The organism is Corynebacterium aquilae DSM 44791 (assembly GCF_001941445.1).
Lineage (GTDB): Bacteria > Actinomycetota > Actinomycetes > Mycobacteriales > Mycobacteriaceae > Corynebacterium > Corynebacterium aquilae.
The window spans coordinates 1,377,876-1,403,361 of sequence record NZ_CP009245.1; the positions used below are offsets into that span (position 1 = coordinate 1,377,876).

Genomic DNA, 25,486 nt, shown 5'->3' on the forward strand with positions numbered 1-25,486 from the left:
TGGTTGTCTAGAACTGCTTGATAATCAGCTTAAAAAGCGTAACAACAAAGAGAACATATAGGTTCGCGTCCACTATGCAGTGTTAGAAACAGCACACGTGTCACACAGTGTTGATTGTGTCGGTGGTTTTAGCGGTGGGGGAACGCCCGGTCCCATTCCGAACCCGGAAGCTAAGCTCACCTGCGCCGATGGTACTGCACACGGGAGTGTGTGGGAGAGTAGGACACTGCCGACCTAAACTTAAATAATGATTAAAGGTAGGGAGTTTTGTTGGTGCACTTAGGTGCACGAGCAGGACTCCCTACTTTTGTCATGTCTTTATCTTTTCAAGGTTTCCGCACTAGCGATGTTCAATAAAGTGTTCCGCTAGCGGGCGCCTGCGGAATATGGCGTTTGCTTTTGCGTGTAGGATTGTTGACCTGACGTTTAGTTCACTTCTGTGCCTCTTTGTTTCTTGGCGCAGAGGGGAGCGTTGCGCATCACCATAAGTGAATAGCGTGTAGTTTTTCCAAGCCCTTAAGGAGCTTCTTTTATGCCCAACGATTATCGGGATAGCCGCGACGACAACCGTTCGCAGGACAAGAGCGAACGTTCGTACGACCGAAAGTCCGGGTCTTTTGACTCCCGTGACGATCGGCGCGGTGGGTACCGTGGTGGCGACCGAGATGATCGCCGCAGTGGCGGCTACCGCGGGGGAGATCGCGATGACCGCCGCGGTGGCGGCTACCGTGGGCAGCGCGACGATCGCGACTCTCATCGTGGTGGCTACCGCGGTCGTGGAGATCGTGACGATAATCGTGGGGGTTATCGCGGTGGCGATCGTGATGACCGTCGTGGTGGTTACCGGGGTCGCGACGACGATAATCGGGGTGGTTACCGCGGTGGTGACCGTGATGACCGTCGTGGTGGTTACCGGGGTCGCGACGACGAAAACCGCGGTGGCTACCGTGGTCGTGGTGATCGTGACGATAATCGTGGGGGTTATCGCGGTGGTGACCGTGATGACCGTCGTGGAGGCTACCGGGGTCGCGACGACGATAACCGTGGTGGCTACCGGGGTCGCGGTGATCGCGACGATAACCGGGGCGGCTACCGCGGTGGCGATCGCGATGACCGGCGTGGCGGCTACAAGGGTCGTGGTGATCGCGACGACAATCGCGGCGGTCAGCGTGGGCACGCCCAACGCGGTGGTAAAGACCGCGCTTACAAGGGCCCCATGCGTCCCGGCTTTCGCGAAGAACGCATCAACAACCGCCATAACGACCCGGACATCCCGTCCGACGTCAACGCAAACCTGCTCGACCCCAGCGTTTTGCAGGACTTAAAGAGCTTGTCAAAGGACAATGCTGACAAGGTGGCCCGCCACATGATCATGGCTGCCACCCTGCTGCAGGATGATCCCGAGTTGGCGCTGCGTCACGCCCGTTCCGCAAAAGACCGCGCAGGGCGTGTCTCCGTTGTGCGTGAAACCTGCGGCATCGCCGCCTACCACGCAGGCGAATGGAAAGAAGCCCTGGCAGAACTGCGCGCCGCCCGCCGCATGTCCGGCGGCCCCGGCCTCATCGCTGTGATGGCCGACTGCGAACGCGCCCTCGGAAGGCCCGAAAAGGCCATTGAGCTCGCCCGCGAAGAAGGCATCAACCTGGATCCGGAAACCCGCTCCGAGCTCGCAATCGTCGTTGCCGGCGCCCGCCGTGACATGGGGCAGCTCGATGCTGCCGTGATCGAGCTGCAAAACGAAAACCTCGACACAACCCGCACCGACTTCTCCGCCGCCCGGCTGTTCTACGCCTACGCAGACGCCCTGAACGACGCCGGCCGACCCGAAGAAGCCATCGAGTGGTTCGCCCGCGTCGCCGAAATCGACCACGACGAATTCCTCAACGCCAGCGAGCGCCTCAACGAACTGCGTTCTGGTAGCAGTAGCCCGGTAGAAAAACCCTTAACTACCGACACCGTCGCCATTAAAGAAAACACCGAAACTGATCACGGCGACTCTGAGAGCAACGAAGCCTAAACAGCTTTCCACCCCAACTAACGCCTGCCCCGGATTTTCCAGGGCAGGCGTTAGTTTTCTCCACACTCACCGCTGTGAAAACAGCTAGGGTGCCACCGCCCGGCTAGTGCTTTGGCCCCATCAGTTTTAAGCTGGTGGACATGACTGCCGTGAACCGTGCTTATGACGCACTCCTGCTAGACCTCGACGGAACCGTGTGGGAAGGTGGCGACGCACTCGAGCACGCCGTTACCGCCATCAACGACTTCCCCGGCGCGGCCATCTACGTCACCAACAACGCCTCACGCGCCCCAGAAGACGTCGCCACCATGCTGCGCGCCATCGGCCTCAACTGCACCGCCGACGACGTTTTGACCTCCGCGCAAGCCGGCGTCATCCTCATCAGCGACTCCGGCATCGCCCCCGGCAGCAACGTGCTCGTCCTCGGCAGCCAATCCCTGCGCACACTCGTCGCCGACGCCGGCTACACCCCCGTCAACAGCGCCGACGACCACCCCGCAGCCGTCCTCCAAGGACACAACCCAGAAACCGGCTGGGCACAACTATCAGAAGCTGCCCTCGCCATCCGCGCCGGCGCCCGCTTCTACGCCACCAACCTCGACACCTCACTGCCCCAACAACGCGGCCTCATGATCGGCAACGGCGCGATGGTGCACGCCGTCGCCATCTCCACCGGAACCACCCCCACCAGCGCCGGCAAACCCGAACCCGCCATGTTCCACGTCGCCGCCAAACGCGTCCGCGCCACCAAACCCCTCGCAGTCGGCGACCGCCTCGACACCGACATCGCCGGCGGCAACGCCGCCGGAATGGACACCCTGCACGTCATGACAGGCGTGAGCAAAGCCGCCCAACTTCTTGCCGCACCAGCCCACCACCGGCCCACCCTGCTCGCCGCCGACCTGCGCGCCCTCAACAGCGACATCGACACACTACGCCCCGGAAACCAAGGCGGCTTCAGCGCCACCCGCACCGCAGAAACCGTCACCGCCAGTGGCACCCCCACCGCCGACGCGGACCCCATGGCCATCGTCCGCACCGTCCTCGGCGCCGCCTGGAGCGACAACACCGCCCCCGAACACCTCACCTTCACCACCGCAGAAGCAGAAAAGGCCTGGAAGCAATGGACATAAAACCCCAAGACTTCCGCGCCCAAGCCCACGGCCCGAACCCCCAAGAACTCAAAGAACAAGTACTGGCCCTGCTGGAGAAAAACACCACCAGCCTCGAAGAAGAAACCGTGGTGCTCAACCAAGCCCACGAACTACTCAAACAGGCCCTTTAAGCAGCCACCCGGGCACCCAAACCCAAAACTATTCGCCCCCAGTGCGCTGTGTAGCCTAGAACCAACCCCGCAGGCCCAGCCCGCGTCAGCGGTGCGCCCCACAAACAAGCACACCCCACAACGACGAACAAAAGGTAAACACATCTCATCATGGTTGCACGCCGCCGACTAGACGCAGAACTCGTGCGCCGCAAAATTGCGCGCTCCCGCGAACACGCAGTCAACCTCATCCGCGGGAACAAAGTCCACGTCAACGGGATCCTGGCCACCAAACCCGCCACCGTCGTCGACGACGCCGTCAGTATCCGCGTCGACAGCAGCGAAGACGACAACTACGCCTCCCGCGGCGCCCACAAACTCATCGGCGCCCTCGACGCCTTCAACATCGACGTCACCGGACTTACCATCCTCGACGCCGGCGCCTCCACCGGAGGCTTCACCGACGTCCTGCTGCGGCGCGGCGCCCAACAAGTACTCGCCGTCGACGTCGGCTACGGGCAACTGATCTGGCGACTCCAAAACGACCCCCGCGTCACAGTCATGGACCGCACCAACATCCGCCACCTCACCCCCGAGATGTGCGGAGGCGAACTCGACGCCATGGTCGGCGACCTGTCATTTATTTCCCTCACACTCGTCCTGCCCGCCATCGCCGAATGCCTTAAACCCGGGGCACTCCTGCTGCCCATGGTCAAGCCCCAATTCGAAGTCGGAAAAGACCGCCTCGGCTCCGGCGGCGTGGTCACCTCACCACAACTCCGCCACGAAGTCACCCTCGACGTCGCCCGCTACGCCGCCACCCTCGGGCTATCCACCCGCGGTGTCACCGCATCCCCACTGCCCGGGCCCAGCGGCAACGTCGAATACTTCCTCTGGCTAGTCAAAGACAACCTCGCCACCCACCCCGACGACACGCAGCTCGACGACATGGTCGCCACTGCCATCAAGGAAGGCCCCCAGTGAGCGCACACCAGCCCCAACCTACCGACCACGACGCACCGCACCGCGAAGTCCTCCTCGTACCCCACACCGGGCGCCACTCCAACCTCGAAGCAGCCGCCAGCGCCGCCGTGCTACTCAGCGACGCAGGCATCCGCGTGCGCGTCCTCGCCCCAGAAGACCCCACCCCACTCAACGAACACCCCATCCTCAAAGACTTCGCCCAATACCCCCACTCCATCCAAGCCGCCGCCGGATGTGAACTCGTCCTCGTCCTCGGCGGTGACGGCACCTTCCTCCGCGCCGCTGACCTCGCCTACCAACAAGACCTCCCCGTACTCGGCATCAACCTCGGGCACGTCGGCTTCCTCGCAGAATGGGAATCAGACTCCCTCGAAGAAGCCATCCGCCGTGTCGTCGCCTGCGACTACCGCGTCACCGACCGCATGACCCTCGACGTGCGCGTCATCAACGAAGCTGGAGAAACCACCGGCAGCGCCTGGGCACTCAACGAAGTCAGCGTCGAAAACCTCAACCGCCGCGGCGTGCTCGACGCCACCCTCGAAATCGACGGCCGACCCGTCAGCTCCTTCGGCTGCGACGGCGTCCTCGTCAGCACCCCCACCGGATCCACCGCCTACGCCTTCTCCGCCGGCGGGCCCGTCCTCTGGCCCTCCCTCGACGCCATCCTCGTCGTACCCAACAACGCCCACGCACTTTTCGCCAAACCACTCGTCGTCAGCCCCAAATCCCAAGTCGCCATCGAATCCAACTCCGACACCTCACCGGCTATCGCCATCATGGACGGCTTCCGGGATCTCCACATGCCACCCGGAAGCCGCGTCGAAGTCGTCCGCGGCCGCCAACCCGTGCGCTGGGTACGCCTCGACGACTCCACCTTCACAGACCGCCTCGTCCGCAAATTCCGCCTCCCCGTCGTCGGATGGCGTGGCCCCACAACCACCCCAAAGGAGGCTCCGTGCTCACCGAACTGACCATCGACCACCTGGGTGTCATCTCCCACTCCACCGTTGAGCTCGCAGACGGCCTCACCGTCCTCACCGGCGAAACCGGCGCCGGCAAAACCATGGTCGTCTCCGGCCTACGCCTGCTCTGCGGCGGACGCGCCGACGCCCAACGCGTGCGCACCGGAGCCCCCCAAGCCGTGGTCGAAGGCCGCTTCACAGCACCAGAATTCCTCGCAGACACCACCGCCACGCTCGTCGACAACGCAGGCGGCACAGTAGACGAAAACGGCGAATACATCGCCACCCGCACCGTCAACGCCTCCGGCCGCTCCCGCGCACACCTCGGCGGACGCTCAGTTCCCGCAGCAACCCTTGCCGAATTCACCGCCGACCTGCTCACCATCCACGGACAAAACGACCAACTCCGACTGCTGTCCGACGACAAACAACGAGAAGCCCTCGACCGCTTCGGCGCAGACTGCCAAACCCTCCACGACACCTACCGGCAGGCCTACACAACCTGGCGGGAACTCACCAAAGAATTAGCCGAAAAGACCGCGCAACGCCGCGAGCTCGCCCAAGAAGCCGACCGACTCCAATTCGCCATCGACGAAATCTCCGCCGTCGACCCCCAACCCGGCGAAGATATCGAGCTGCAACACACCATCCGCAGACTCCAAGACGTCGACGCGCTCCGCGAAGCCGCCCTGCGCAGCCTCGCCATGATCGACGGCGCAGCAGACTTCGAAGGCGCCGCCGACACCGGAGAACTCTCCGGGGCCAACGACCTACTCGGCCAAGCACTCGGCAGCCTCACCGGCGTCAATGACGAAGCACTCGCACAAATCGCCGACAGAATTGGCTCCATCACCGTCGCCCTGTCAGACATCTCCGCAGAACTCGGCAGCTTCTTGTCCAAACTGCCCAGCGACCCCGATGCGCTGGAAAAAATGCTCACCCGCCAACAGGCGCTGAAAAACCTCACCCGCAAATACGCCCCCGATGTGGCGGGCGTGAACGCCTGGCGTGAAAAAGCAGAGAAAAAACTCGCCCGTATCGACGTGTCACCTACCGCCATCGAAGAGCTGAAAAAACAGGTCGTCGCCGCGGAGAAAACGCTGCACACCGCAGCAAAGAAGCTCTCACAGGCCCGCGCCCGCGCCGCACAAGAACTAGGGGAGAAAGTCACCGAGGAACTCCACGGCCTGGCCATGCCCAAAGCCGTATTCACCGTCGCGATCACCCCCACCGAGCCCGGCCCACACGGTGCCGACATCATCGACTTCCGGCTCGCACCCGCCCCGAAACTCGAAGCCAAACCGCTAGCGACCTCCGCATCCGGCGGCGAGCTGTCCCGTGTCATGCTCGCCCTCGAAGTCATCGTCTCCGCCACCCACTCCGGAACCACCCTCGTTTTCGACGAAGTCGATGCCGGCGTCGGTGGCCGCGCCGCCGTGGAAATCGGTCGCCGGCTCGCGCGGCTGGCCCGGCACAACCAAGTCATCGTCGTCACCCACCTGCCGCAAGTCGCGGCCTTCGCCGACACCCACATCCACGTCTCCAAAGACGTCGGCGACGAATCAGTGACCTCAGCAGTGCAACAACTCAGCGACCAGCAACGCGTAGAAGAACTCGCCCGCATGCTGGCTGGCCTCGACGACACCGACACCGGTCGCGCCCACGCCAAAGAACTCCTCGCCACAGCACAAGCGGAGAAAAACACCACCGACCGGGCCTGAGCGGCCCATTGGGGGGCACAAACCTCGCTCTAACATCTCGGTTTGGCGTGTCATTACCGCCGTTTAGCTTACGAAGACAGCACACTAAGCGGCATGAGTCTGTTCTCCCGCAATAATGACCTGCCCGGCCTGCAGGCGCCCGTCCGTGACTGCACACCGATGGGTAAAGGAATGCGCAAACTTGGCGCCGGCGACATCGCCCTGATCGACGCCACCAACATCAACCGCGCATTCGCCCAGCAGCTCATCGACGCCGGCGTCGCCGCCGTGCTCAACATCGCCCGCGCGGGAGCCGCCACGGTGCCCAGCTTCGGCCCCCAACTGCTCATCGACGCGGGCATCACCCTCGTCGATGACCTCGGCCCAGAAGTTCGCACCCACTTCAAAGACGGCAAAAAAGGCCGCCTCACCGACGAGGGTGAGTTGTTCTACGGCGACAAATTGCTGGCCAGCGGCACGGTGCTGTCGGCCGCTGCAGTCGACGCGCAATGGGAATCCGCCCAACAGCAGCTGCTGGACCACATGGAGGCCTTCTTCGGTAACACCACCGAGTTCATCCGCTCCGAGGCGCCCCTGCTGGTCGATGGTTTAGGTATTCCCGCCACCGGCGTCGAACTCGACAACCGCAAAGTCGTCGTCGTCAGCCCCGCCGTCGACCTGGACGCCCAGCTGAAATCCTTGCGGAACTTCCTGCGCGAATACTCTCCCGCAATTATCGCCGTTAACGAAGCCGCCGACACTCTCGTCAAGGCCGGCTACAGCCCCGACATCATTATCGGCGACCCCGCCCGCATCGAGGTCGAAACCATGCGCGGTGGTGCGTTAATGGTTCTTCCCGCCGACACAAGCGGCCACGCCATCGGCATGGAGCGCATCCAGGATCTCGGGATCGGGGCAATGACCTTCCCCTCCGCCATCACTGACGCCACCGATCTGGCCATTCTGCTGGCGGAATACCACGGGGCGAGCTTGATCGTGAATGTGGGCGCCCCCATTGACCTCAACGGGGTTTTCGCCGACGCTGCCGGCGCACAACCCTCCGGGCTGCTGGCCCGCCTGAAAGCCGGCACCAAGCTGGTTGATGGTAAAGCCATCGTCGAGCTGTACACTGTGCGCTCCAACTTCAGCTTCCACTGGCTGTGGGCGCTACTCGGAGTGCTGGTGCTCATCGCAACCATCGTCGCCATCGCAGGTTTCAATGGGGATGGTAGCTTCGTCGACAACCTCATCGACACCTGGAATAACATCGCCGTCGAGGTGCGTTCCTGGGTAGGTATGTAAAGCCCATCCGGGCATGACCCCACCCCAGAATCACCACTGATCGCTTCTCAACAGAAAGACTGCCCACGCAAATGTCTTCCACCCGCCCCGGAAATGTCATCGCCGGCCTCACGCTGGGATTGGCCGCAGGTGTCGCGGCAGGCGCCCTGTTGCTCGCCCCCAACCTGGCTGACGGTGGTAACTCCCAACTGCGCAGCACCTCCACCGAACTCGATGACCTCAAAGTCGCCAACGAGCTCACCGTGGCGGAAGCGGACGCCGCAGACAGCTACATTGCATCGACAGCGCCCGCAACCGTGGCCGGCATTTTGGACAACACCCCCGTCATGGTGATCACCACTGCCACCGCAGAACAAGACGATGTCGACGCCGTGGAGGCGTTGTTGCGCGATGCCAAAGCTATCGATGCTGGACATATCGCCCTCACGGACAAGTTCTTCTCCAAGGATTCTGCTGATCGCCTCAAGTCGATCGTTGCCACCACCCTGCCCGCAGGTGCCCAGTTGTCCGTAGACAAACTGGACCCCGGTACCCATGCCGGTCAAGCACTCGGTGCTGCCCTGTATGCGCCGGCCGAAGGCAAACCGGAAACGCCACAAGAAGATCGAGCCTTGCTGCTCAATGCTCTTTCTGGTGCCGGCATGATCCAGGTGGATCCGGCAGCGATCAAGCCGGCTAAGGCCATCGTGATTATTACCGGGGGTGAAGACGGCACCGGCAAGGATGAGTTCGAGGCGCACAACCTGGCGTCTTTCGCGATGGCGTTGGGTGGCTTTGACGGTGGATCCATCCTGGCTGGCCGGATCACCGCTGCCACCTCGACTGGGCCCATTGGTCAGGTGCGATCCGATGGGGGAGATGGCTTGAAGGTGTCCACCATCGACTCGGTATCGATGGCTTATGGTCGCTTGGCGACGGTTTTGGCCACTCGGGAACAAATCGATGGCGGTTCCGGCGCGTATGGGGCGGCTTCTTCGGCGGAAGCTGCCAGCCCGGCGCCTCCGCGACGCTAAGTCTTTTGCCCTCTTAACACAGCCCCAACCCCACGGCTTCACCTTTGCGGTAGCGTCGTGGGGTTGGTGCTGTGTTAAGCTGAACTCCCGTGGGTTCTTCGATTGCAACCCGTTTCAGTTAATTTTCTGCACCATATCAGTGTGGGGATGATACTTAAACGCCATGAACTTTTCAGTGCAATCGAAAGGTTAGCCTGCGGGTTTTGCTTTCTAAGACCTTGCTGCACGCGTTCCTGCCGCCCGAGTCAAAGAAGTTTTTGGCTAGCGTGGTGGATCCACAGTATTGCTACATAATTTCAGTTGCTTGGCGTCTGACCAGCCTTGTCTGGGCGAGAATCCACCGTGTTTTTCTCCCTTTGAGCAGTGGTTGGATGCGGGGCATCTCTAAGGATCCAGGAGTGTGGATTGTCTCCGAAGCGCGGTTCAAACACCGAAACCAAGTACATTTTCGTCACAGGCGGTGTTGCCTCCTCCCTGGGTAAGGGACTGACGGCCTCCAGCCTGGGGCAGCTGCTGACTGCTCGCGGCTTGAAAGTCACGATGCAGAAGCTGGATCCCTACCTCAACGTCGATCCTGGCACCATGAATCCCTTCGAGCACGGCGAAGTGTTCGTCACTGAGGATGGCGCGGAAACCGACCTGGACTTGGGTCACTATGAGCGCTTCTTGGATCGCAACCTAACCGCGAACGCGAACGTCACCACCGGCCAGGTGTACTCCACCGTGATCGCCAAGGAACGTCGAGGCGAATTCCTGGGACACACCGTGCAGGTTATCCCGCACATCACGGATGAGATTAAGCGTCGCGTATTGTCCATGGGTGAGCCGGACGAGCAGGGGGAGCGCCCCGATATTGTGATCACCGAAATCGGTGGCACCGTCGGCGACATCGAGTCGCAGCCCTTCCTGGAGGCAGCCCGCCAAGCCCGCCACGATGTGGGACGCGACAACATTTTCTTCATCCACGTCTCTCTGGTTCCCTATTTGGCTCCGTCAGGTGAGCTGAAGACTAAGCCGACCCAGCACTCGGTGGCTGCCTTGCGTTCGATTGGTATCGTGCCGGACGCGCTGGTGTTGCGTTGTGATCGGGAGGTTCCGGAGGCGCTGAAATCGAAGATCGCGTTGATGTGCGATGTCGACCAAGAGGGCGTGATTTCCTGTGCGGATGCCGCCAGCATTTACGACATCCCGAAGGTGCTGCACCGCGAGCACCTGGATTCTTTCCTGATTCGTCGTCTGGACTTGCCTTTCCGTGATGTGGATTGGTCTGTGTGGGGAGATTTGCTTGAGCGCGTCCACCAGCCCGTCGATGAGGTCAATATCGCTTTGGTGGGTAAGTACATTGATTTGCCCGACGCCTACCTGTCGGTGACTGAGGCTATTCGCGCGGGTGCTTTCGGTAACAAGGTGCGCGCCAACATCAGCTGGGTTCCCTCTGACTCTTGTGAAACCCCGGAGGGCGCCCGGGAGGCGCTCGCCGGGATTCACGGTGTGGTCGTCCCCGGTGGTTTCGGCATCCGTGGCATCGAGGGCAAGATTGGCGCGGTGCGGTTCTGCCGCGAAAATAAAATCCCCATGTTGGGCCTTTGCTTGGGCATGCAGATGACGGTGATTGAGGCTGCCCGCGCTGCCGGTATCGAGGGTGCTTCCTCGACCGAGTTCGATCCGAATACTCCCGCACCGGTGATTTCGACGATGGCGGAGCAGCAGGCCGCCGTCAGTGGTTCCGCCGACCTGGGTGGCACCATGCGCCTGGGTGCTTACCCGGCAACCCTTCAGGAGGGCTCCGTGGTGGCAGCTACTTATGGCAGCACCGAAGTTTCCGAGCGTCACCGCCACCGCTATGAGGTCAATAACGACTACAAGGACGCCATTACGCAAGGTTCCGGTCTGGTGTTCTCCGGTACTTCCCCGGATGGGCAGCTGGTGGAGTTCGTGGAGTACCCCAAGCAGATGCACCCCTACCTGGTTGCAACCCAGGGCCACCCCGAGTACAAGTCCCGTCCCACCCGCCCGCACCCGCTGTTTGCCGGTTTGATTTCCGCGGCGTTGGATTTTAAACGCAACTAGCCGGTGGGATTTCGGCGTACGGGAGTGCGCCGTATCGGCGGTAGAGTAGAACGCATCTTCCACGCTCACGTTGTGAGTTGGTGGGAGGTGCGTTTTGCTGTCGTAGTGTTGTGCACAGGGAGTGTTTGGCCGTGAAAGATGAGTCGTCAAAGGGCGAATCGGTGGATGTGAGCTCGGGGCGTCATCAGTTCGAGGTTGTTGATTCTGAAGTGCTGGTTGATGCCGCGATCATCGCGGTGCGGCGCGACACGGTGAAGATGCCTCAGGGGCGTCAAGCCTTCCGCGAAGTGGTGGAACACTTTGGGGCTGTCGCGGTGGTGGCGGTCAACGATCAGGGGCAGGTGGCGTTAATCAATCAGTATCGCCGCCCGGTGGATGCTCATTTGTGGGAGCTGCCCGCGGGATTGATGGATGTGCCGGGGGAGGATCCTGTGCGGTGCGCGCAACGCGAGTTGGCGGAGGAAGCCGGATTGGTTGCTGCCCGGTGGGATTTGGTGACCGATATTTACACCACGCCTGGGATTATGGATGAGGCGGTGCGTATTTTTCTTGCCTCTGAGTTGGGGGAGATCCCAGCGGAGGCCCGCGAGGAGGCTGTCGATGAGGAGGCTGATGTGCGGGTGCAGTGGGTCGATTTTGATGAGGCAGTCGGCTGGGTGTGTAGCGGAAAAGTGCGTAACGCTATTGCAGCAACCGGTTTGATGGTGGCGCACCGGATGTGGTCTGCACAGGCGCCGTTGCGGTCGGTGGATGAGCCTTTTACTTCCCGCCCCACCGCTTTGGCGCGTCGTCGCGCTCAGGAAAGTCGCTCGTGATGGGGGCGGATGTGCGGGATTTGCCGCCCGATCATGTTGATGTGGTGGCCGCTGAGTTTGTGCAGTTTTTGGTGGTGGAAAAGCAGTCGTCGAGGCATACGGTGTCTAATTATCGGCGTGATGTTCAACGGTATGCATCGTGGTTGAAGGAGGTAGTGGGGCAGCCACGTCTGGGCGCGGTTACTGATGCGATGGTGGAGGATTATGTGGGGTATGTGCGTACTGGGGATCCTGCCCGCAACGTGGCTCCGTTGGCGCTGAGTTCGGCGAATAGGGCGTTGGTGGTGGTTCGCCAGCTGCATGCGTTTGGGGTGCGAGAGCAGGTGTTGTCCCAGAATGTGGCTAAGGGGGTGCAGCCGGCGAAAACTCCGCAGCATTTTCCGGATACGTTGACGGTGGAGCAGGTGATGGGGCTGATCGATGCGATTCCTAGTGGTGAGGCTGCTAGTGCGACGGATTTGCGGGATCGGGCCTTGTTGGAGGTTTTGTATGGGACGGGGGCTCGGATTTCTGAGGTGTTGGCGCTTTCGGTGCAGCATGTGCGGGGGGATGGTGATTTTTTGACGTTGACTGGTAAGGGCAATAAGCAGCGGCAGGTTCCGGTGGGGGAGTATGCACGGCATGCGGTTGATGCGTATGTGGTGCGGGCGCGGCCGAGTTTTGCTCAAAAGGCTGGTTCTGGCAGTACGGATGCGTTGTTTTTGAATCAGCGTGGTGGCCCGTTGTCGCGGCAGAGTGCGTGGGCGATCATTCAGGATCGGGCGCATCGGGCGGGGATTGAGGAGCAGATTTCTCCGCACACGTTTCGGCATTCTTATGCGACTCATTTGGTGCAGCGGGGCGTGGATGTGCGGACGGTGCAGGAGCTGTTGGGGCATTCTGCGGTGACGACGACGCAGCTGTATATGCATATGAATGCCGAGGGTGTGGCACAGAAATGGGCTAAGGCTCACCCGCGCTCTGGTGGTGTTGGTAGTCTGTAATAGTTGTTACGCATGGCAGGCGTGCTACGCCCCGGCGCTGTGTTTGAGTGTTTGGGGTTTATGAGTCCAGCGAAGCCCACGGGTATGAAAAACTGTGGTTGTCAAGGGAGATTGATTGACTGTGAATGGTCCGGGGTTGTTTGACAAGCCGGAGTCCCAGTATGGGCTGACCGGGCGTCCTCTGCGCGCCATTCCGGAACCGAAGCCTGTGGATCGTCATGGGCCGGCGACGATTTTGTCGATGTGTAATCAAAAGGGCGGGGTGGGTAAGACCACGTCGACGATTAATCTTGGCGCGTGCTTGGCTGAGGCTGGGCGCAAGGTGCTGTTGGTGGATTTGGATCCACAGGGCGCGTTGTCTGCTGGGTTGGGGATTCCTCATGAGGAGTTGGACCTGACTGTTTATAACTTGTTGGTCGATAATGAGACCTCAATTTTGAATGCGATTCATTCGACCCCGGTGGCGGGGTTGGATTTGGTGCCGGCCAATATTGATCTGTCGGCTGCTGAGATTCAGTTGGTCAATGAGGTGGGGCGTGAGCAGGCGTTGGCGCGTGCGTTGCGGCCGGTGATGAAGGATTATGACTACATTTTGTTGGATTGTCAGCCTTCGTTGGGCTTGTTGACGGTGAATGCGTTGGCGTGTTCGCAGGGTGTGATTATTCCGATGGAGTGCGAGTATTTCTCTTTGCGTGGGTTGGCGCTGTTGACTGACACGGTGGAGAAGGTGCGGGATCGGTTGAATTTCAACTTGGATATCGTGGGTATTTTGGTCACGATGTTTGATCGCCGCACTTCCCATGCGCGTGAGGTGATGAGCCGTGTGGTTGAGGTGTTTGGGGAGCAGGTGTTTGACACGGTGATTACGCGGACGGTGCGTTTCCCGGAGACGTCGGTGGCGGGTGAGCCGATTATTACGTGGGCGCCGAGTTCGCAGGGGGCGGAGCAGTACCGGAATTTGGCGCGTGAAGTGATTGAGCGCACCTCTTAAGGGGGCTATGGTGCTTGCGGTGGCGGGTGTGGTTGTGATTGTTGGGCGGTGCTGTGGCTGATCGGGCTCGTTTGGAGGCAGCTGCGCCTGGGGAGCAGTTAACGCTGCCTGGGTTCAGTGTGGCTTTGGGCAATTTTGAGGGGCCTTTCGATCTGTTGTTGCAGTTGATTGGGGCGAAGAAGCTTGATGTGACCGAGATTGCTTTGTCTGAGGTTACGGATGAGTTCATCGCGTATACCCGGCATTTGGGGGAGCAGAGTTCGTTGGATGAGGTCACTGAGTTTTTGGTGATTGCTGCGACGTTGTTGGATGTGAAGACGGCGCGGCTGTTGCCGCGGGGCGAAGTGGATGATGAAGAGGATCTGGCGTTGCTGGAGTCTCGGGATATTTTGTTTGCGAAGCTGTTGCAGTATCAGGCGTATAAGAAGGCTGCGGAGTTGTTTGGGCGGTGGCAGACGCAGGCGCAGCGGCGGTATCCGCGGGCGGTGTCTTTGGAGCCGCGTTTTGCGGATTTGTTGCCGCCGGTGCAGTTGGGGATGGATAAGGATCAGTTTGCGCAGTTTGCGGCGAGTGTGTTTCGTCCGAAGCCGCCGGAGGAGGTGGCGACGGGGCATATTCATCAGGTGGCGGTGTCGGTGCCGGAGCAGGCGGGTAAGTTGTTGGATGCGTTGCGTTTGGCGGGTGCGGATACGTGGGTGGCGTTTGGGCGGTTGACCAGTGATTGTCGGCTGAATATGGAGGTTGTGGGGCGTTTTTTGGCGCTGTTGGAGTTGTTTAAGGCTCGTGCGGTCAGTTTGGATCAGCCGGAACCTTTGGGGGATTTGGCGGTGAGTTGGACTGGGGTGGATGTTGATCCTGCGGTGGTGGCTGCCGCGAATTGGCAGTAGTTGGGGATTTTTTCGCCAAAGTGTGTTCTGCTTCACCGTTTTGTTGTTAGTGTTGCGGGCATGAATAGTGCTTGCTTGTCTTTGCCGACTCCTGTTGTTGATGTTGAGTGGCTTTTGGCCCATCGGGATGATCCGCGGGTGGTGGTGTTGTGCGCGTCGATGGGTAATCCTGCTAAATCGCTAGCGCGTGGTATTCCGGGGGCGGTGTTGGCTGATATTGAGGGGCCTTTCAGCCAGGCGGGGGCCGAGTTTCCGCATACTGTGCCTGATGATGTGCAGGCCCCGTTTGAGGCTTGTGGGGTCAGTGATGATTCTTTGGTGGTGGTTTATGACCGTCATGGCATGATGTGTGCGCCGCGGGTGTGGTGGTTGGCGCGGGTGGCGGGGTTGCGTTCGGTGGCGGTGTTGGATGGTGGTTTGCCTGCTTGGGAGGCTGCGGGTGGCCAGGTGGTGGAGATTTCTTCCCCGCCGGTAGCTATGGGGTCGATTACGGCTGCGTCTCGGCCGGAGTTGTTGGTGGGGGCGCGCGAGGTGGCCCAGTGGTCGCGTGATGGCGGGCGCCGCATTGTGGATGCGCGGAGTGCGCAGCGTTTTGCGGGTACTGCCCCGGAGCCGCGCCCGGGGATGAAGGCCGGGCATATTCCGTCGAGTGTGAGTCTTCCTTTCGAGTCTTTGTTGACGGAGGACAAAAAGCTGTTGTCGCCTGAGCGTTTGCGGGCGCTGATTGGTGATGTGGTGGGGCCGGGGCCTGTGGTGACCTCGTGTGGTTCGGGGGTGACGGCGTGCGTGGACGCGTTGGCGATGATGTATGCCGGTCATGAGGATGTGGTGGTCTATGACGGGTCGTGGTCGCAGTGGGGAAGTGAGAAGGAGAACTTCCCGTTCGAAAGGTAGCTGCCGGTGGGGGAGGGTGGCCGTGGTGGGCGGGGATGCGGTTAGACTGGCAGGCTGTGATGACCTCTGCTGACGATGCTGCTTTTTCCGACTCCTCTGCTTCTCACCCGACCGGGCGGGAGGGGGCCGTGCCTGCTGGCGCGGGGGTGGATGCTGGCGGGTATGGGCGGATCTCGCGGCTGCGTTCGCAGGTGGAGTCGGTGCTGTTGGTGACGGATTCACCGGTGACGGTGAAGGCGTTGGCGCAGGCCACCGAGGTGCCGGAGGCGACGGTTGCGGGGGTGTTGCGGGAGATTGCCCAGGAGTTTGACCAGCGGGGAAGTGGTTTTTGTCTGTCGGAGTCTGCTGAGGGGTGGCGGCTGTATACCCGTCGTGACAATGCGGGGGTGGTGGAGCGGTTGTTGTTGGGTTCTTCGCAGACGAAGTTGACTCGGGCGGCCCTGGAGACGCTGGCGGTGGTGGCCTATCGTCAGCCGGTGACCAGGGCGCAGGTGGCGGCGATTCGTGGGGTGAATGTGGATGGGGTGATGCGCACGCTGGTGTTGCGTGGTTTGGTGCGGGAGGACCATACGGATCCGGCGACGGGGGCGCATGTGTATGTGACCACGGAGCTGTTTTTGGAGCAGTTGGGCATTGAGGACTTGTCGGTGTTGCCGAACTTGGCGCCGTTGTTGCCGGATGTGGATGCGATTGAAGAGTTTGATTAGCGTGCGAGGTTAGGCGACGAGCAGGTGGTGGGGGAATTGGGCTGGCGGTCGGTGTGGCGGTGTGGTGGGCGATTGTGGGGGCTAAAGGTGTGACAGGTGCGGTGCCAGGAATATGATTGAACACTGTACAAGTCGGTGCTGGTGCTGGGAGCTGACCTACCGCCACCGGCGATGACTCAACCCCACACCAGTGACTCCCCACCCCCAAAGCCCTTAAAGATGAACACCCACGACATCATCACCTTCGACCAACGCCACCTCTGGCACCCCTACAGCCCCACCCCAGCGGCCATGGACCCCATCCCCATCGCCACCGCCCGCGGGGTACTCCTCACCACCACCGACGGGCAGGAACTCATCGACGGGATGAGTTCCTGGTGGGCCGCCGCACACGGACACAGCCACCCCCACCTGGTGCAGGCGGCCCGCGATCAAATCGACAAGATGAGCCACGTCATGTTCGGCGGGCTTACCCACCAGCCGGCCGTCGACGCTGCCCGCAAGCTCCTCGCGCTCACCGACGAGTCGCTCACCAAAGTCTTTTTCGCCGACTCGGGCTCCGTCAGCGTCGAAGTCGCCATCAAAATGGCGCTCCAATACCAGCGCGGCCACGGACACCCCGAACGCACCAAGCTGTTGACCTGGCGTTCCGGATACCACGGCGACACCTTCGGGCCGATGAGCGTGTGCGACCCCGACGGCGGGATGCACTCCCTGTGGAAAGGCGCCCTCAGCGAACAAATATTTGCCCCCGCACCCCCGGTACGGGGCAGCAGCCCCGCGGTGATCGCCGACTACCTCGCAACCGTCGAATCCCTCATCACCGACAGCGTCGCCGCCATCATCATCGAACCCGTCGTCCAAGGCGCCGGTGGAATGCGCTTCCACGACCCGGAAACCGTGGCCGGAATCCGTGCCCTGTGCGACGCCCATGACCTAGTGATGATTGCCGACGAAATCGCCACCGGATTCGGGCGCACCGGGGATGTTTTTACCACCCAAGCCGCCGGCATCACCCCCGACATTCTCTGCGTCGGCAAAGCGCTGACCGGTGGATTCATGACACTGGCCGCCACGCTAGCCACCGACGATATTGCCGCCGCCATCGACACCGACGACGGCGGAGGGGCCCTCATGCACGGGCCCACCTTCATGGCCAACCCCCTGGCCTGCGCTGTCGCCAGCGCCGCACTCGACCTCATCCAGGACGGCTACTGGAAAACCGCCGTCGCGCGCATCGAAAAAGAACTCGAGCAAAACCTCGCCCCACTACGCGATGACCCCCGCGTTGCCGACGTGCGCGTCCTCGGGGCCATCGGGGTCGTCGAACTCATCCAGCCCTGCGACATGAAAACCGCCACCCGCGCCGCCACCGACCACGGTGTGTGGCTGCGCCCCTTCGGCAAACTCATCTACACCATGCCGCCCTACATCGCCACCACCGAAGACGTCGCCACCATCTGCACCGCCATCCACGCCGCCGTCGACGCCCAACCACACCCCGCCTAAACCCCCACCTCACCCAAGGAGCCCACCATGCCCATCATCGTCATCACCGGCACCAACACCGATGTCGGAAAAACCATCGCCACCGCCGCCCTGGCCACCAACCTGCACAAGCACGGCAAAAAAGTCCACGTCATCAAACCCGCACAAACCGGCGAACCCGACGGTCATGGCGATCGCTACACCGTCGAAAAACTCCTCGGAGAACCCATCACTACCTCCGAATACGCCCGCTACCCGGAACCACTGGCCCCCAACCTCTCAGCCCGGCGCGCCGGAATGCCCCAACTCGACCTGAATGATGTGGCCACGCGCATCCGCACGGCCGACAGCCCCGACACCTTCGTCCTCGTCGAAGGCGCCGGTGGCCTCCTGGTCCGTATCGCTGACGACTGGACCATTTGCGACCTGGCACACGAGCTTGAGGCTCCGTTGATCGTGGTGACCTCCACCCAATTGGGCAGCCTGAACCTGGCTGAGCTCACCGTGAAAACCGCCGAAAGGAAGGGCGTGCGCACCCTGGGGCTAATTGGTGGTAGCCTGCCGCAGCACCCGGATCTAGCCACCGAACTTAATGTGACGGAACTGCCTGTCGTTACTGGAGTGCCGCTGCTGGGCTGTTTGCCCGAAGGTGCGGGCAAGCTTTCGCCGGAAGAATTCGCCGCGGCCTGCCCGCTCGAGGTGACACCGCTGCTTGATCTGGGCTAAGCTGGTGAAACGATTCATTTCTGCGTTCCCTTATGAGGGGGCAGTGAAGGAATCACCCCAACTTTCGCCCCGCAGTGGTGCGGCGTGAGCACAACAACCCCCCACCACAGGGTCACGGTTGTTGCCTTGACTTTCTAAGGCCAGGTGCTGCGCACGAGACGCGGCACCTGGCCTTTTTCGGCCCCCACTGGTGTTGCCCACGCCCCATCGCCCACTACACCCAGCCGAGGTGGCAGCCACCGTTGCCGCCTGGGTGCGTGCGTTTACTGCGGAGCATTCACACACCCTGATATGTAAGGACACGGCATCGTGACCCCACCCGCTCGCCGAGACGGCACACCGGATAAGCGCCCCGAGCGCAGCAAACAAAAAGCAGCAGACATCTACGTCTCCAAAGCGAAACCCGCCCGCCACCAGCACGTTGACCGCGACCGGTCCGTGCAGCCTTCGGGCGAAGGCATCCGCCTGCAAAAAGTCCTCGCCCAAGCGGGCGTGGCTTCTCGCCGCATGGCGGAAAAACTCATTGATGACGGCCGCGTCGAAGTAGACGGCAACATCGTCACCACCCAGGGCATGCGCATCGACCCCAACACCGCCGTTGTCCGCGTCGATGGCGCCCGCGTGCGCATCAACGAGGACATGGTGTACTTCGTGCTGAACAAGCCGCGGGGCATTCACTCCACCATGAGCGATGACATGGGTCGTCCCTGCGTGGGCGACATCGTTGGCGAAAAACTCGATGCGGGACAGCGCCTGTTCCACGTCGGCCGACTCGACGCCGCCACCGAAGGTCTGCTCCTTTTGACCAACGACGGCGGACTAGCCAACCGGCTGATGCACCCGCGCTACGAGGTGTCCAAAACCTATCTCGCCACCGTCGTTGGTGAAGCAGACCGCGAACTGATCCGCACCCTGAAAGCCGGCGTCGAACTCGACGACGGCCCCGCCAAGGCCGACTACGTGCAAATCGTCGACACCTGGCAAGGCAAATCCATCGTGCGGGTCGAACTGCACGAAGGGCGCAAACACATTGTGCGTCGCATGCTCAAAGCGGCGGGTTTCCCCGTCGAACGCCTCGTGCGCACCAAAATCCACACTGTTCAGCTGGGTGAACAAACACCCGGCACCATCCGAGCTCTCAACAGTGCTGAGCTCACAAGCTTGTACAAGGCGGTGGGAATGTGATTTCCAACATCGATAACCAAGGTCTCCTCGTCGCCGTCGACGGGCCCAGCGGCGCCGGCAAGTCCACCGCCTGCCGAGCGGTCGCCCGCGCCCTTGACGCAAAATACCTCGACACTGGTGCCATGTACCGCGTCGCCACCCTGCACGTGCTCAACCAGGGCATTGACCCGGCGGACACCCAGGCAGTTATTGCGGCGACCGCCCAACTGCCGCTGACCGTCAACGATGATCCCGACTCCCGGGAAGTGCTACTCGGTGGGGTAGATGTCTCCGCTGACATCCGCACCCCCGAGGTCACCACCGCAGTGTCCGCGGTGTCCGCAATTCCGGCAGTCCGCGAAAACCTCGTCGCCGCCCAGCGCGACCTCGCCGCCCGGGCCGGACGCTGCGTGCTCGACGGCCGCGATATCGGCACCAACGTCTTCCCCGACGCGCCTGCAAAAATCTTCCTCACCGCCTCCGCGCAGGTGCGCGCCCGCCGCCGCCACAATGAGCTCGAACAAGCCGGCCATGCCATCACTTTCGAGGAGGTCCTCGCCGACGTGGAGCGCCGCGATCACCTGGACTCCACCCGCGCGACCAACCCGCTGGCGCCGGCCGACGATGCCTACCTGCTCGACAGCAGCGACATGAGCCTTGATGAGGTCATCGCAACCATGCTGGCCATCATCGAGGACTCCTGCGAGGAGTACGCCGACAACGGTGCCGACGATGATTACGAGGAGCTCAGCGACACCGAGTACACCATCCTCGACGAATCCGACTTCGACGAGTCCGAATTCGGCGACGCCGACTTCGGTGAAGACTTCACCGAAGAGCAATGGCAGGAGATGGAAAAAGCCTTCGGCATCAACCCCGACGGCCACGTACAGGAAAACCTGTGCACCGTCGCCATCGTCGGCCGCCCCAACGTTGGTAAATCCTCCCTCGTCAACCGCTTCCTCGGACGCCGCGAAGCCGTCGTAGAGGACTTCCCCGGCGTGACCCGCGACCGCATCTCCTACATTGCAGACTGGGGCGGGCGCCGCTTCTGGGTGCAAGACACCGGCGGCTGGGACCCCGACGCCAAAGGCATCCACGGTGCAATCGCCCGCCAGGCAGAAACCGCCATGGCCACCGCAGACGTCATCGTCTTCGTGGTCGACACCAAAGTCGGCATCACCGAAACCGACGAAGTCATGGCGCGCAAACTGCAGCGCAGCGACGTGCCCGTCATCCTCGTGGCCAACAAGTTCGACTCCGACAGCCAATACGGCGATATGGCCGAGTTCTACGCCCTCGGCCTCGGTGACCCGTACCCCGTGTCCGCACAGCACGGCCGCGGTGGCGCAGACGTGCTGGACCAGATTCTCAAGGAATTCCCCGACAGCCCCCGCCACCCCTCCATCGTCGACGGCCCGCGCCGTGTCGCCCTGGTCGGAAAGCCCAACGTCGGCAAGTCCTCCCTGCTCAACAAGATCTCCGGTGAGGAACGTTCCGTCGTCGACAACGTCGCCGGCACCACCGTCGACCCGGTGGACTCCCTGGTTCAACTCGACCAGCAGTTGTGGAAGTTCATCGACACCGCCGGACTGCGCCGCAAGGTGAAAAACGCCCAAGGCCACGAGTACTACGCGTCGCTGCGCACCAAGAGCGCCATTGATGCCGCCGAGGTTTGCGTGTTCATGCTCGACGCCTCAGAGCCCGTCAGTGAACAAGACCAAAAAGTCCTCAACATGATCGTCGAATCCGGCCGCGCGCTGGTCATTGCGTTCAACAAGTGGGACCTGATGGACGAAGACCGACGAGAGCTTCTCGACCGCGAAATCGACCTGCAGCTCGCCCACATCCCCTGGGCCCGCCGCATCAACATTTCCGCCAAGACAGGGCGTGCTCTCCAGCGTCTGGAGCCCGCCATGATTGAAGCACTCGAATCCTGGGATCAGCGCGTCACCACCGGCCAGCTCAACAACTGGTTGCGCCAAACCATCGCGCAGAACCCGCCGCCCATGCGAGGCGGCCGCCTGCCCCGAGTGCTGTTCGCAACCCAGGCATCCACCCGCCCGCCAGTGATCGTGCTGTTCACCACCGGCTTCCTGGAGGCCGGATACCGCCGCTACCTGGAGCGTCGATTCCGTGAAACCTTCGGCTTTGAAGGCTCCCCGGTGCGTATCGCCGTGCGCGTCCGTGAAAAGCGCAAGCGGAAGTAACGCACAGTAAGCGAAGAAGGGCTCATTTTCCGGCGATGACACCGGAAAATGAGCCCTTCTTGCGTTGAATAGCCTGTGCGGTGAAAGCCGAAGCCAAAGCTGTGGGCGGATTCTAGCGGTCGTTGCAACAATCGTCCTGGATTAGTTTAGCCAGGCATCGTGATGGTTTTTGGTAACCGAGTGTTTTTCTGGGCCGGTCGTTGAGTTCATGAGCAACCGCGTCGAGCTCTTCTGGACCATATACGGACAGATCAGTGCCCTTCGGGAAATACTGCCGTAGCAGCCCATTGGTGTTTTCGTTCGTACCCCGCTGCCATGGCGAACCAGGGTTACAGAAATACACCGGGCAGTCAGTTGCCACGGTGAACGCTTTATGACCTGCCATTTCACTGCCTTGATCCCAGGTCAATGACTGCCGCAAATGTTGTGGTAACTGCCGAATCTTTGCAATAAGTGCGTCACGGACAGCTTCAGCACTATGCCCATCTGGCAGGTGCAACAGCATGGTATACCGCGTGGTGCGTTCAACCAGTGTGCCGATAGCTGTTTTATTACCTGCCCCCAGGATGAGATCGCCTTCCCAGTGGCCTGGTATAGCACGGTCATCAACTTCGGCAGGCCGATCAGCAATCATCACCATGTCATCGACGAACCGTTTGCGTGGCTTGCGTTGCCCTCTTGTGACACGATGGGCTCTGCCTTGGCGCAGTGCTTGTGTAATTTCTTTGCGAAGACTGCCTCGGGCTTGGAAGTAGAGCATCTGATAGATCGTTTCATGGCACACATGCATAGTGTCATCGTCTGGATACTCCAGACGCAATTCACCAGCGATTTGTTCCGGCGAATAGCACTTGGCCAGACGCTGGTAAATCGCTTCTGCAAGCTGCGGATTGGCATCAACTTTGCGTTGTTTCGGACGCAGTCGCTTCGCCACACTTTTTCGGTGAGCATAATGCGGGCGATATAACCCAAACTCGTCACTACCACGACTTAGTTCCCTGCTGATGGTAGAGACATTGCGCCCCATCTTCCGCGCAATTGCGCGCATTGAGTACCCCTGGCGATACAGGTCAGCGATGGTTTCGCGATCTTCAACGTGTAAAAACCTGTCGCTGATCGTCTTCTCAACTTTGTGCAACGGTAGCTGTTGCACCGCAACTGCGACCCGACCATCGACGTACTCCAACGATTGCATAAGTCTGTTATAAAGCCTGACATCAGGCCCTGCAGGCGCAAACGGAATCCGCTTTTTGCCGACTTTGAGTAATCCTTTATCAATATCCAGTGCGCAACGCACATTGATACCGACAGCACGGGCAGCATCAGTCCGGCCCATCGCTGAGACTCGAAGCAGCAAATACGCACACCGTCGACGTGTTGCCATTGCTCGTTTTGGCAGCGGTGCTTTCTGCCAACAACCATGCGCGATACCAACGCGATACACCGTGGACGGATTCACACCCACCAAACGAGAGATATCCATTGGTGCCTGGCCAGCACGAAACAGATCCACAATCGTGTCTACAACACCGGCAGTCGTACTGCGTTTGCTGCGGAGCGGTAAACCGAGCTCATGTGCGATCGCGGGGTAAGCCTCAAAAAGTGTGTGTGATTCCCTGATTTTTTGTGCCCTGTACTGGGGGAATAGTGATTTTATACGGTTGATGACCGTATAAAATGTGCTACCTGCTGAAATCCAACACTTTGGCATCAAGGTGTGCTATGCGCTATTTGCATGTCCAAAAACCGACCTCTTTGCCCCCTCTGTGCAGGCAAAATGATAAAAAATGGCACAACAACAGCGGGCACCACCAGATGGCGCTGCAAAACCTGCGGCATCTCAGACACAAAACGACGAACAGACGTCACTGACGCCAAATGGTTCGCCTTGTTCATCAACCATGTCACAGGCAACGCAACACGCGCTGACATCGCCAAACGCACCAACACAAGCCTGGCAACCGTTGACCGAAAATTTCTCCCCTATTGGCTGGTGCAAGTACCAGCCAATATCGACCATCAACGTATCTACGATCAAGTCTTTCTCGATGGCACCTACCTCGCCGGCGGATGCCTGTTGATCGTGTCGACCACCAAACACATCCTGAACTGGCGCTGGTGCAAACAAGAAACCAAACACGACTACACCGAACTGATCAAGCCACTGGCACCACCACTGATCGCCACCATCGACGGTGGTAGAGGCGCCTTTGGCGCCATCCGCGAAGTCTGGGGAACCAACACCGTCATCCAACGCTGCACCTTCCACGTCTTCAACCAAGTCAAGCGCCGAACAACCACCAGATCACGCACCCCGCAAGGCCGCCAACTCTACGCAATAGCCAAACAACTGCCCACCATCAAAAACAAAGAACAAACCGTCCGATGGCAATACCTCCTCCACGAATTCGGCACCGTACACAAACAATGGCTCAATGAAAAAAGCATCATCATCGATGCCAACGGCAACAAGAAAGAAGAATTCACCCACTACCGAGTCCGTAAAGGCTACACAGGCCTAGTGTCACTGATACAGCGAAACCTACTGTTTCACTACATCAACCAGCCCAAAGGCATCATCGACCCAAAAAACATCAAAGCCACCACCAACTGCCTTGAAGGTGGTTTCAACGCCCCCATCAAACGACTAGCAGACCACCACCGCGGAAGAACCGCCGAACGACAACGAACCATGATCGACTGGTGGCTCTACCTCCACACAGAACTGCCTGGCGATCCGAACAAGATCGCCAGGCAGCAACAATGGGGCCGTCACGTACTCGCCAAAGTCAAAACGGACACCCAAACAAAGCACACAGCCAACCACGACGATGGTCGACCAGCACTCTACGACAACGCAATCGACCGAGAATACAACCACTCAGTCGGAATACGTCAAGGCCAATTCTAAACAACCCAACAAACACACCACGACACAAACCACACCCCAAAAAAACACACTTTTTGAGGCTTAACCCGCGATCGCATACGCACGAGACTGTGCCAAACCCAATTTCAAGGCCGCTGCGCGCACAGATAATCCTTGGCCAACCGCCTGCGCCAATAACTGCGCTTGCTGATCAGTCCAGTAACCCAAAGCAAAACCTCCTGATAGGTAGGTGTTGCAACGATCACTAGAACTTAAGGTGGGGGAGAAGCAAAGAAAAACCCGGCGGTGTATTTCTACACCGCCGGGTTTATTGTGGTCGGACTGACAGGATTTGAACCTGCGACCCCTTGACCCCCAGTCAAGTGCGCTACCAAGCTGCGCCACAGTCCGTGAAATTATTGCCACAAGAACACCCGGAT

21 protein-coding genes, 1 tRNA gene and 1 rRNA gene are annotated in these 25,486 nt (G+C 60.6%); 21 read left to right on the forward strand and 2 right to left on the reverse strand.

The window, feature by feature from the left end; translation table 11 throughout:
* Positions 1-118: 118 nt before the first annotated feature.
* From rrf to der, 20 genes are all read left to right on the forward strand, one after another.
* Positions 119-235, forward strand: a 5S ribosomal RNA gene (rrf, locus tag CAQU_RS05820).
* A 297-nt stretch (positions 236-532) separates the two neighbouring features.
* Entirely contained in the window at positions 533-2,017 is a 1,485-nt protein-coding gene (locus CAQU_RS12420) for a tetratricopeptide repeat protein (protein ID WP_245797302.1), read from the forward strand.
* A 140-nt stretch (positions 2,018-2,157) separates the two neighbouring features.
* Positions 2,158-3,150: an HAD-IIA family hydrolase gene (locus CAQU_RS05835; RefSeq protein WP_075726042.1), complete on the forward strand. Its 993-nt coding sequence runs from the start codon at positions 2,158-2,160 to the stop codon at positions 3,148-3,150.
* Positions 3,141-3,302: a hypothetical protein gene (locus CAQU_RS12630; protein WP_157108926.1), complete on the forward strand. Its 162-nt coding sequence runs from the start codon at positions 3,141-3,143 to the stop codon at positions 3,300-3,302. The genes CAQU_RS05835 and CAQU_RS12630 overlap by 10 nt, the downstream gene beginning before the upstream one ends.
* A 150-nt stretch (positions 3,303-3,452) precedes the next feature.
* Positions 3,453-4,265 carry a TlyA family RNA methyltransferase gene (locus tag CAQU_RS05840; protein WP_075726044.1) on the forward strand — a complete coding sequence of 271 codons (813 nt, stop codon included), beginning with the start codon at positions 3,453-3,455 and terminating at the stop codon, positions 4,263-4,265.
* Positions 4,262-5,236 (forward strand): NAD kinase, encoded by a 975-nt coding sequence (locus CAQU_RS05845; RefSeq protein ID WP_075726046.1) that lies wholly within the window; start codon positions 4,262-4,264, stop codon positions 5,234-5,236. Before CAQU_RS05840 ends, CAQU_RS05845 begins: the two co-directional genes overlap by 4 nt.
* Positions 5,221-6,948 (forward strand): DNA repair protein RecN, encoded by a 1,728-nt coding sequence (gene recN / locus CAQU_RS05850; protein WP_075726048.1) that lies wholly within the window; start codon positions 5,221-5,223, stop codon positions 6,946-6,948. Before CAQU_RS05845 ends, recN begins: the two co-directional genes overlap by 16 nt.
* Before the next feature lie 93 nt (positions 6,949-7,041).
* On the forward strand, positions 7,042-8,229 hold the full coding sequence (steA, locus tag CAQU_RS05855) for a putative cytokinetic ring protein SteA (protein WP_075726050.1): 1,188 nt from the start codon (positions 7,042-7,044) through the stop codon (positions 8,227-8,229).
* Between the two features lie 71 nt (positions 8,230-8,300).
* The gene (locus tag CAQU_RS05860) at positions 8,301-9,242 is read left to right on the forward strand and encodes a copper transporter (protein ID WP_075726052.1); all 942 of its coding nucleotides are present in this window, start codon (positions 8,301-8,303) and stop codon (positions 9,240-9,242) included.
* A gap of 405 nt (positions 9,243-9,647) precedes the next feature.
* Positions 9,648-11,312, forward strand: coding sequence for a CTP synthase (locus CAQU_RS05865; protein ID WP_075726054.1), 1,665 nt, complete (start codon positions 9,648-9,650; stop codon positions 11,310-11,312).
* Between the two features lie 131 nt (positions 11,313-11,443).
* Positions 11,444-12,127 (forward strand): NUDIX domain-containing protein, encoded by a 684-nt coding sequence (locus CAQU_RS05870; RefSeq protein WP_245797303.1) that lies wholly within the window; start codon positions 11,444-11,446, stop codon positions 12,125-12,127.
* A complete protein-coding gene (locus CAQU_RS05875; protein ID WP_075726055.1) occupies positions 12,127-13,110 on the forward strand; it encodes a site-specific tyrosine recombinase XerD in 984 nt (327 codons plus the stop codon). Before CAQU_RS05870 ends, CAQU_RS05875 begins: the two co-directional genes overlap by 1 nt.
* Positions 13,111-13,231: 121 nt before the next feature.
* A complete protein-coding gene (locus tag CAQU_RS05880; protein ID WP_075726057.1) occupies positions 13,232-14,101 on the forward strand; it encodes a ParA family protein in 870 nt (289 codons plus the stop codon).
* A gap of 53 nt (positions 14,102-14,154) precedes the next feature.
* A complete protein-coding gene (locus CAQU_RS05885; protein ID WP_084563182.1) occupies positions 14,155-14,988 on the forward strand; it encodes a segregation and condensation protein A in 834 nt (277 codons plus the stop codon).
* Between the two features lie 60 nt (positions 14,989-15,048).
* Complete coding sequence (locus CAQU_RS05890) at positions 15,049-15,882, forward strand: sulfurtransferase (protein ID WP_075726059.1); 834 nt, start codon at positions 15,049-15,051, stop codon at positions 15,880-15,882.
* 59 nt (positions 15,883-15,941) lie between these two features.
* On the forward strand, positions 15,942-16,589 hold the full coding sequence (gene scpB, locus CAQU_RS05895) for an SMC-Scp complex subunit ScpB (RefSeq protein WP_084563184.1): 648 nt from the start codon (positions 15,942-15,944) through the stop codon (positions 16,587-16,589).
* Between the two features lie 219 nt (positions 16,590-16,808).
* Entirely contained in the window at positions 16,809-18,098 is a 1,290-nt protein-coding gene (locus CAQU_RS05900; protein ID WP_075726061.1) for an adenosylmethionine--8-amino-7-oxononanoate transaminase, read from the forward strand.
* Between the two features lie 27 nt (positions 18,099-18,125).
* Entirely contained in the window at positions 18,126-18,803 is a 678-nt protein-coding gene (gene bioD / locus CAQU_RS05905; protein ID WP_075726063.1) for a dethiobiotin synthase, read from the forward strand.
* Positions 18,804-19,112: 309 nt separating this feature from the next.
* Entirely contained in the window at positions 19,113-19,988 is an 876-nt protein-coding gene (locus CAQU_RS05910; protein ID WP_075726065.1) for a pseudouridine synthase, read from the forward strand.
* Positions 19,985-22,177, forward strand: coding sequence for a bifunctional cytidylate kinase/GTPase Der (gene der, locus CAQU_RS05915; protein WP_075726067.1), 2,193 nt, complete (start codon positions 19,985-19,987; stop codon positions 22,175-22,177). The genes CAQU_RS05910 and der overlap by 4 nt, the downstream gene beginning before the upstream one ends.
* 112 nt (positions 22,178-22,289) lie before the next feature.
* Here the strand turns inward: der and CAQU_RS05920 are convergent, their stop codons facing one another.
* Entirely contained in the window at positions 22,290-23,513 is a 1,224-nt protein-coding gene (locus CAQU_RS05920; RefSeq protein ID WP_157109042.1) for an IS30 family transposase, read from the reverse strand.
* Between the two features lie 399 nt (positions 23,514-23,912).
* On the opposite strand from CAQU_RS05920, the gene CAQU_RS05925 reads away from it, so the two are divergent.
* The gene (locus CAQU_RS05925; protein WP_075726069.1) at positions 23,913-25,088 is read left to right on the forward strand and encodes an IS1249 family transposase; all 1,176 of its coding nucleotides are present in this window, start codon (positions 23,913-23,915) and stop codon (positions 25,086-25,088) included.
* A 292-nt stretch (positions 25,089-25,380) separates the two neighbouring features.
* On the opposite strand, the gene CAQU_RS05930 is transcribed toward CAQU_RS05925, so the two are convergent.
* Positions 25,381-25,457, reverse strand: a tRNA-Pro gene (locus CAQU_RS05930).
* Between the last annotated feature and the right edge of the window lie 29 nt (positions 25,458-25,486).

What these genes read in the sequence shown, in the direction of transcription:
- bioD (WP_075726063.1), top strand. Translation starts at nt 18,126, where the DNA reads ATGCCCATCATCGTCATCACCGGCACCAACACCGATGTCGGAAAAACC.
- CAQU_RS12420 (WP_245797302.1), top strand. Translation starts at nt 533, where the DNA reads ATGCCCAACGATTATCGGGATAGCCGCGACGACAACCGTTCGCAGGAC.
- steA (WP_075726050.1), top strand. Translation starts at nt 7,042, where the DNA reads ATGAGTCTGTTCTCCCGCAATAATGACCTGCCCGGCCTGCAGGCGCCC.
- CAQU_RS05875 (WP_075726055.1), top strand. Translation starts at nt 12,127, where the DNA reads ATGGGGGCGGATGTGCGGGATTTGCCGCCCGATCATGTTGATGTGGTG.
- CAQU_RS05925 (WP_075726069.1), top strand. Translation starts at nt 23,913, where the DNA reads ATGTCCAAAAACCGACCTCTTTGCCCCCTCTGTGCAGGCAAAATGATA.
- CAQU_RS12630 (WP_157108926.1), top strand. Translation starts at nt 3,141, where the DNA reads ATGGACATAAAACCCCAAGACTTCCGCGCCCAAGCCCACGGCCCGAAC.
- scpB (WP_084563184.1), top strand. Translation starts at nt 15,942, where the DNA reads ATGACCTCTGCTGACGATGCTGCTTTTTCCGACTCCTCTGCTTCTCAC.
- CAQU_RS05835 (WP_075726042.1), top strand. Translation starts at nt 2,158, where the DNA reads ATGACTGCCGTGAACCGTGCTTATGACGCACTCCTGCTAGACCTCGAC.
- CAQU_RS05920 (WP_157109042.1), bottom strand. Translation starts at nt 23,513, where the DNA reads ATGGGCCGGACTGATGCTGCCCGTGCTGTCGGTATCAATGTGCGTTGC.
- CAQU_RS05840 (WP_075726044.1), top strand. Translation starts at nt 3,453, where the DNA reads ATGGTTGCACGCCGCCGACTAGACGCAGAACTCGTGCGCCGCAAAATT.
- CAQU_RS05890 (WP_075726059.1), top strand. Translation starts at nt 15,049, where the DNA reads ATGAATAGTGCTTGCTTGTCTTTGCCGACTCCTGTTGTTGATGTTGAG.
- CAQU_RS05860 (WP_075726052.1), top strand. Translation starts at nt 8,301, where the DNA reads ATGTCTTCCACCCGCCCCGGAAATGTCATCGCCGGCCTCACGCTGGGA.
- CAQU_RS05900 (WP_075726061.1), top strand. Translation starts at nt 16,809, where the DNA reads ATGAACACCCACGACATCATCACCTTCGACCAACGCCACCTCTGGCAC.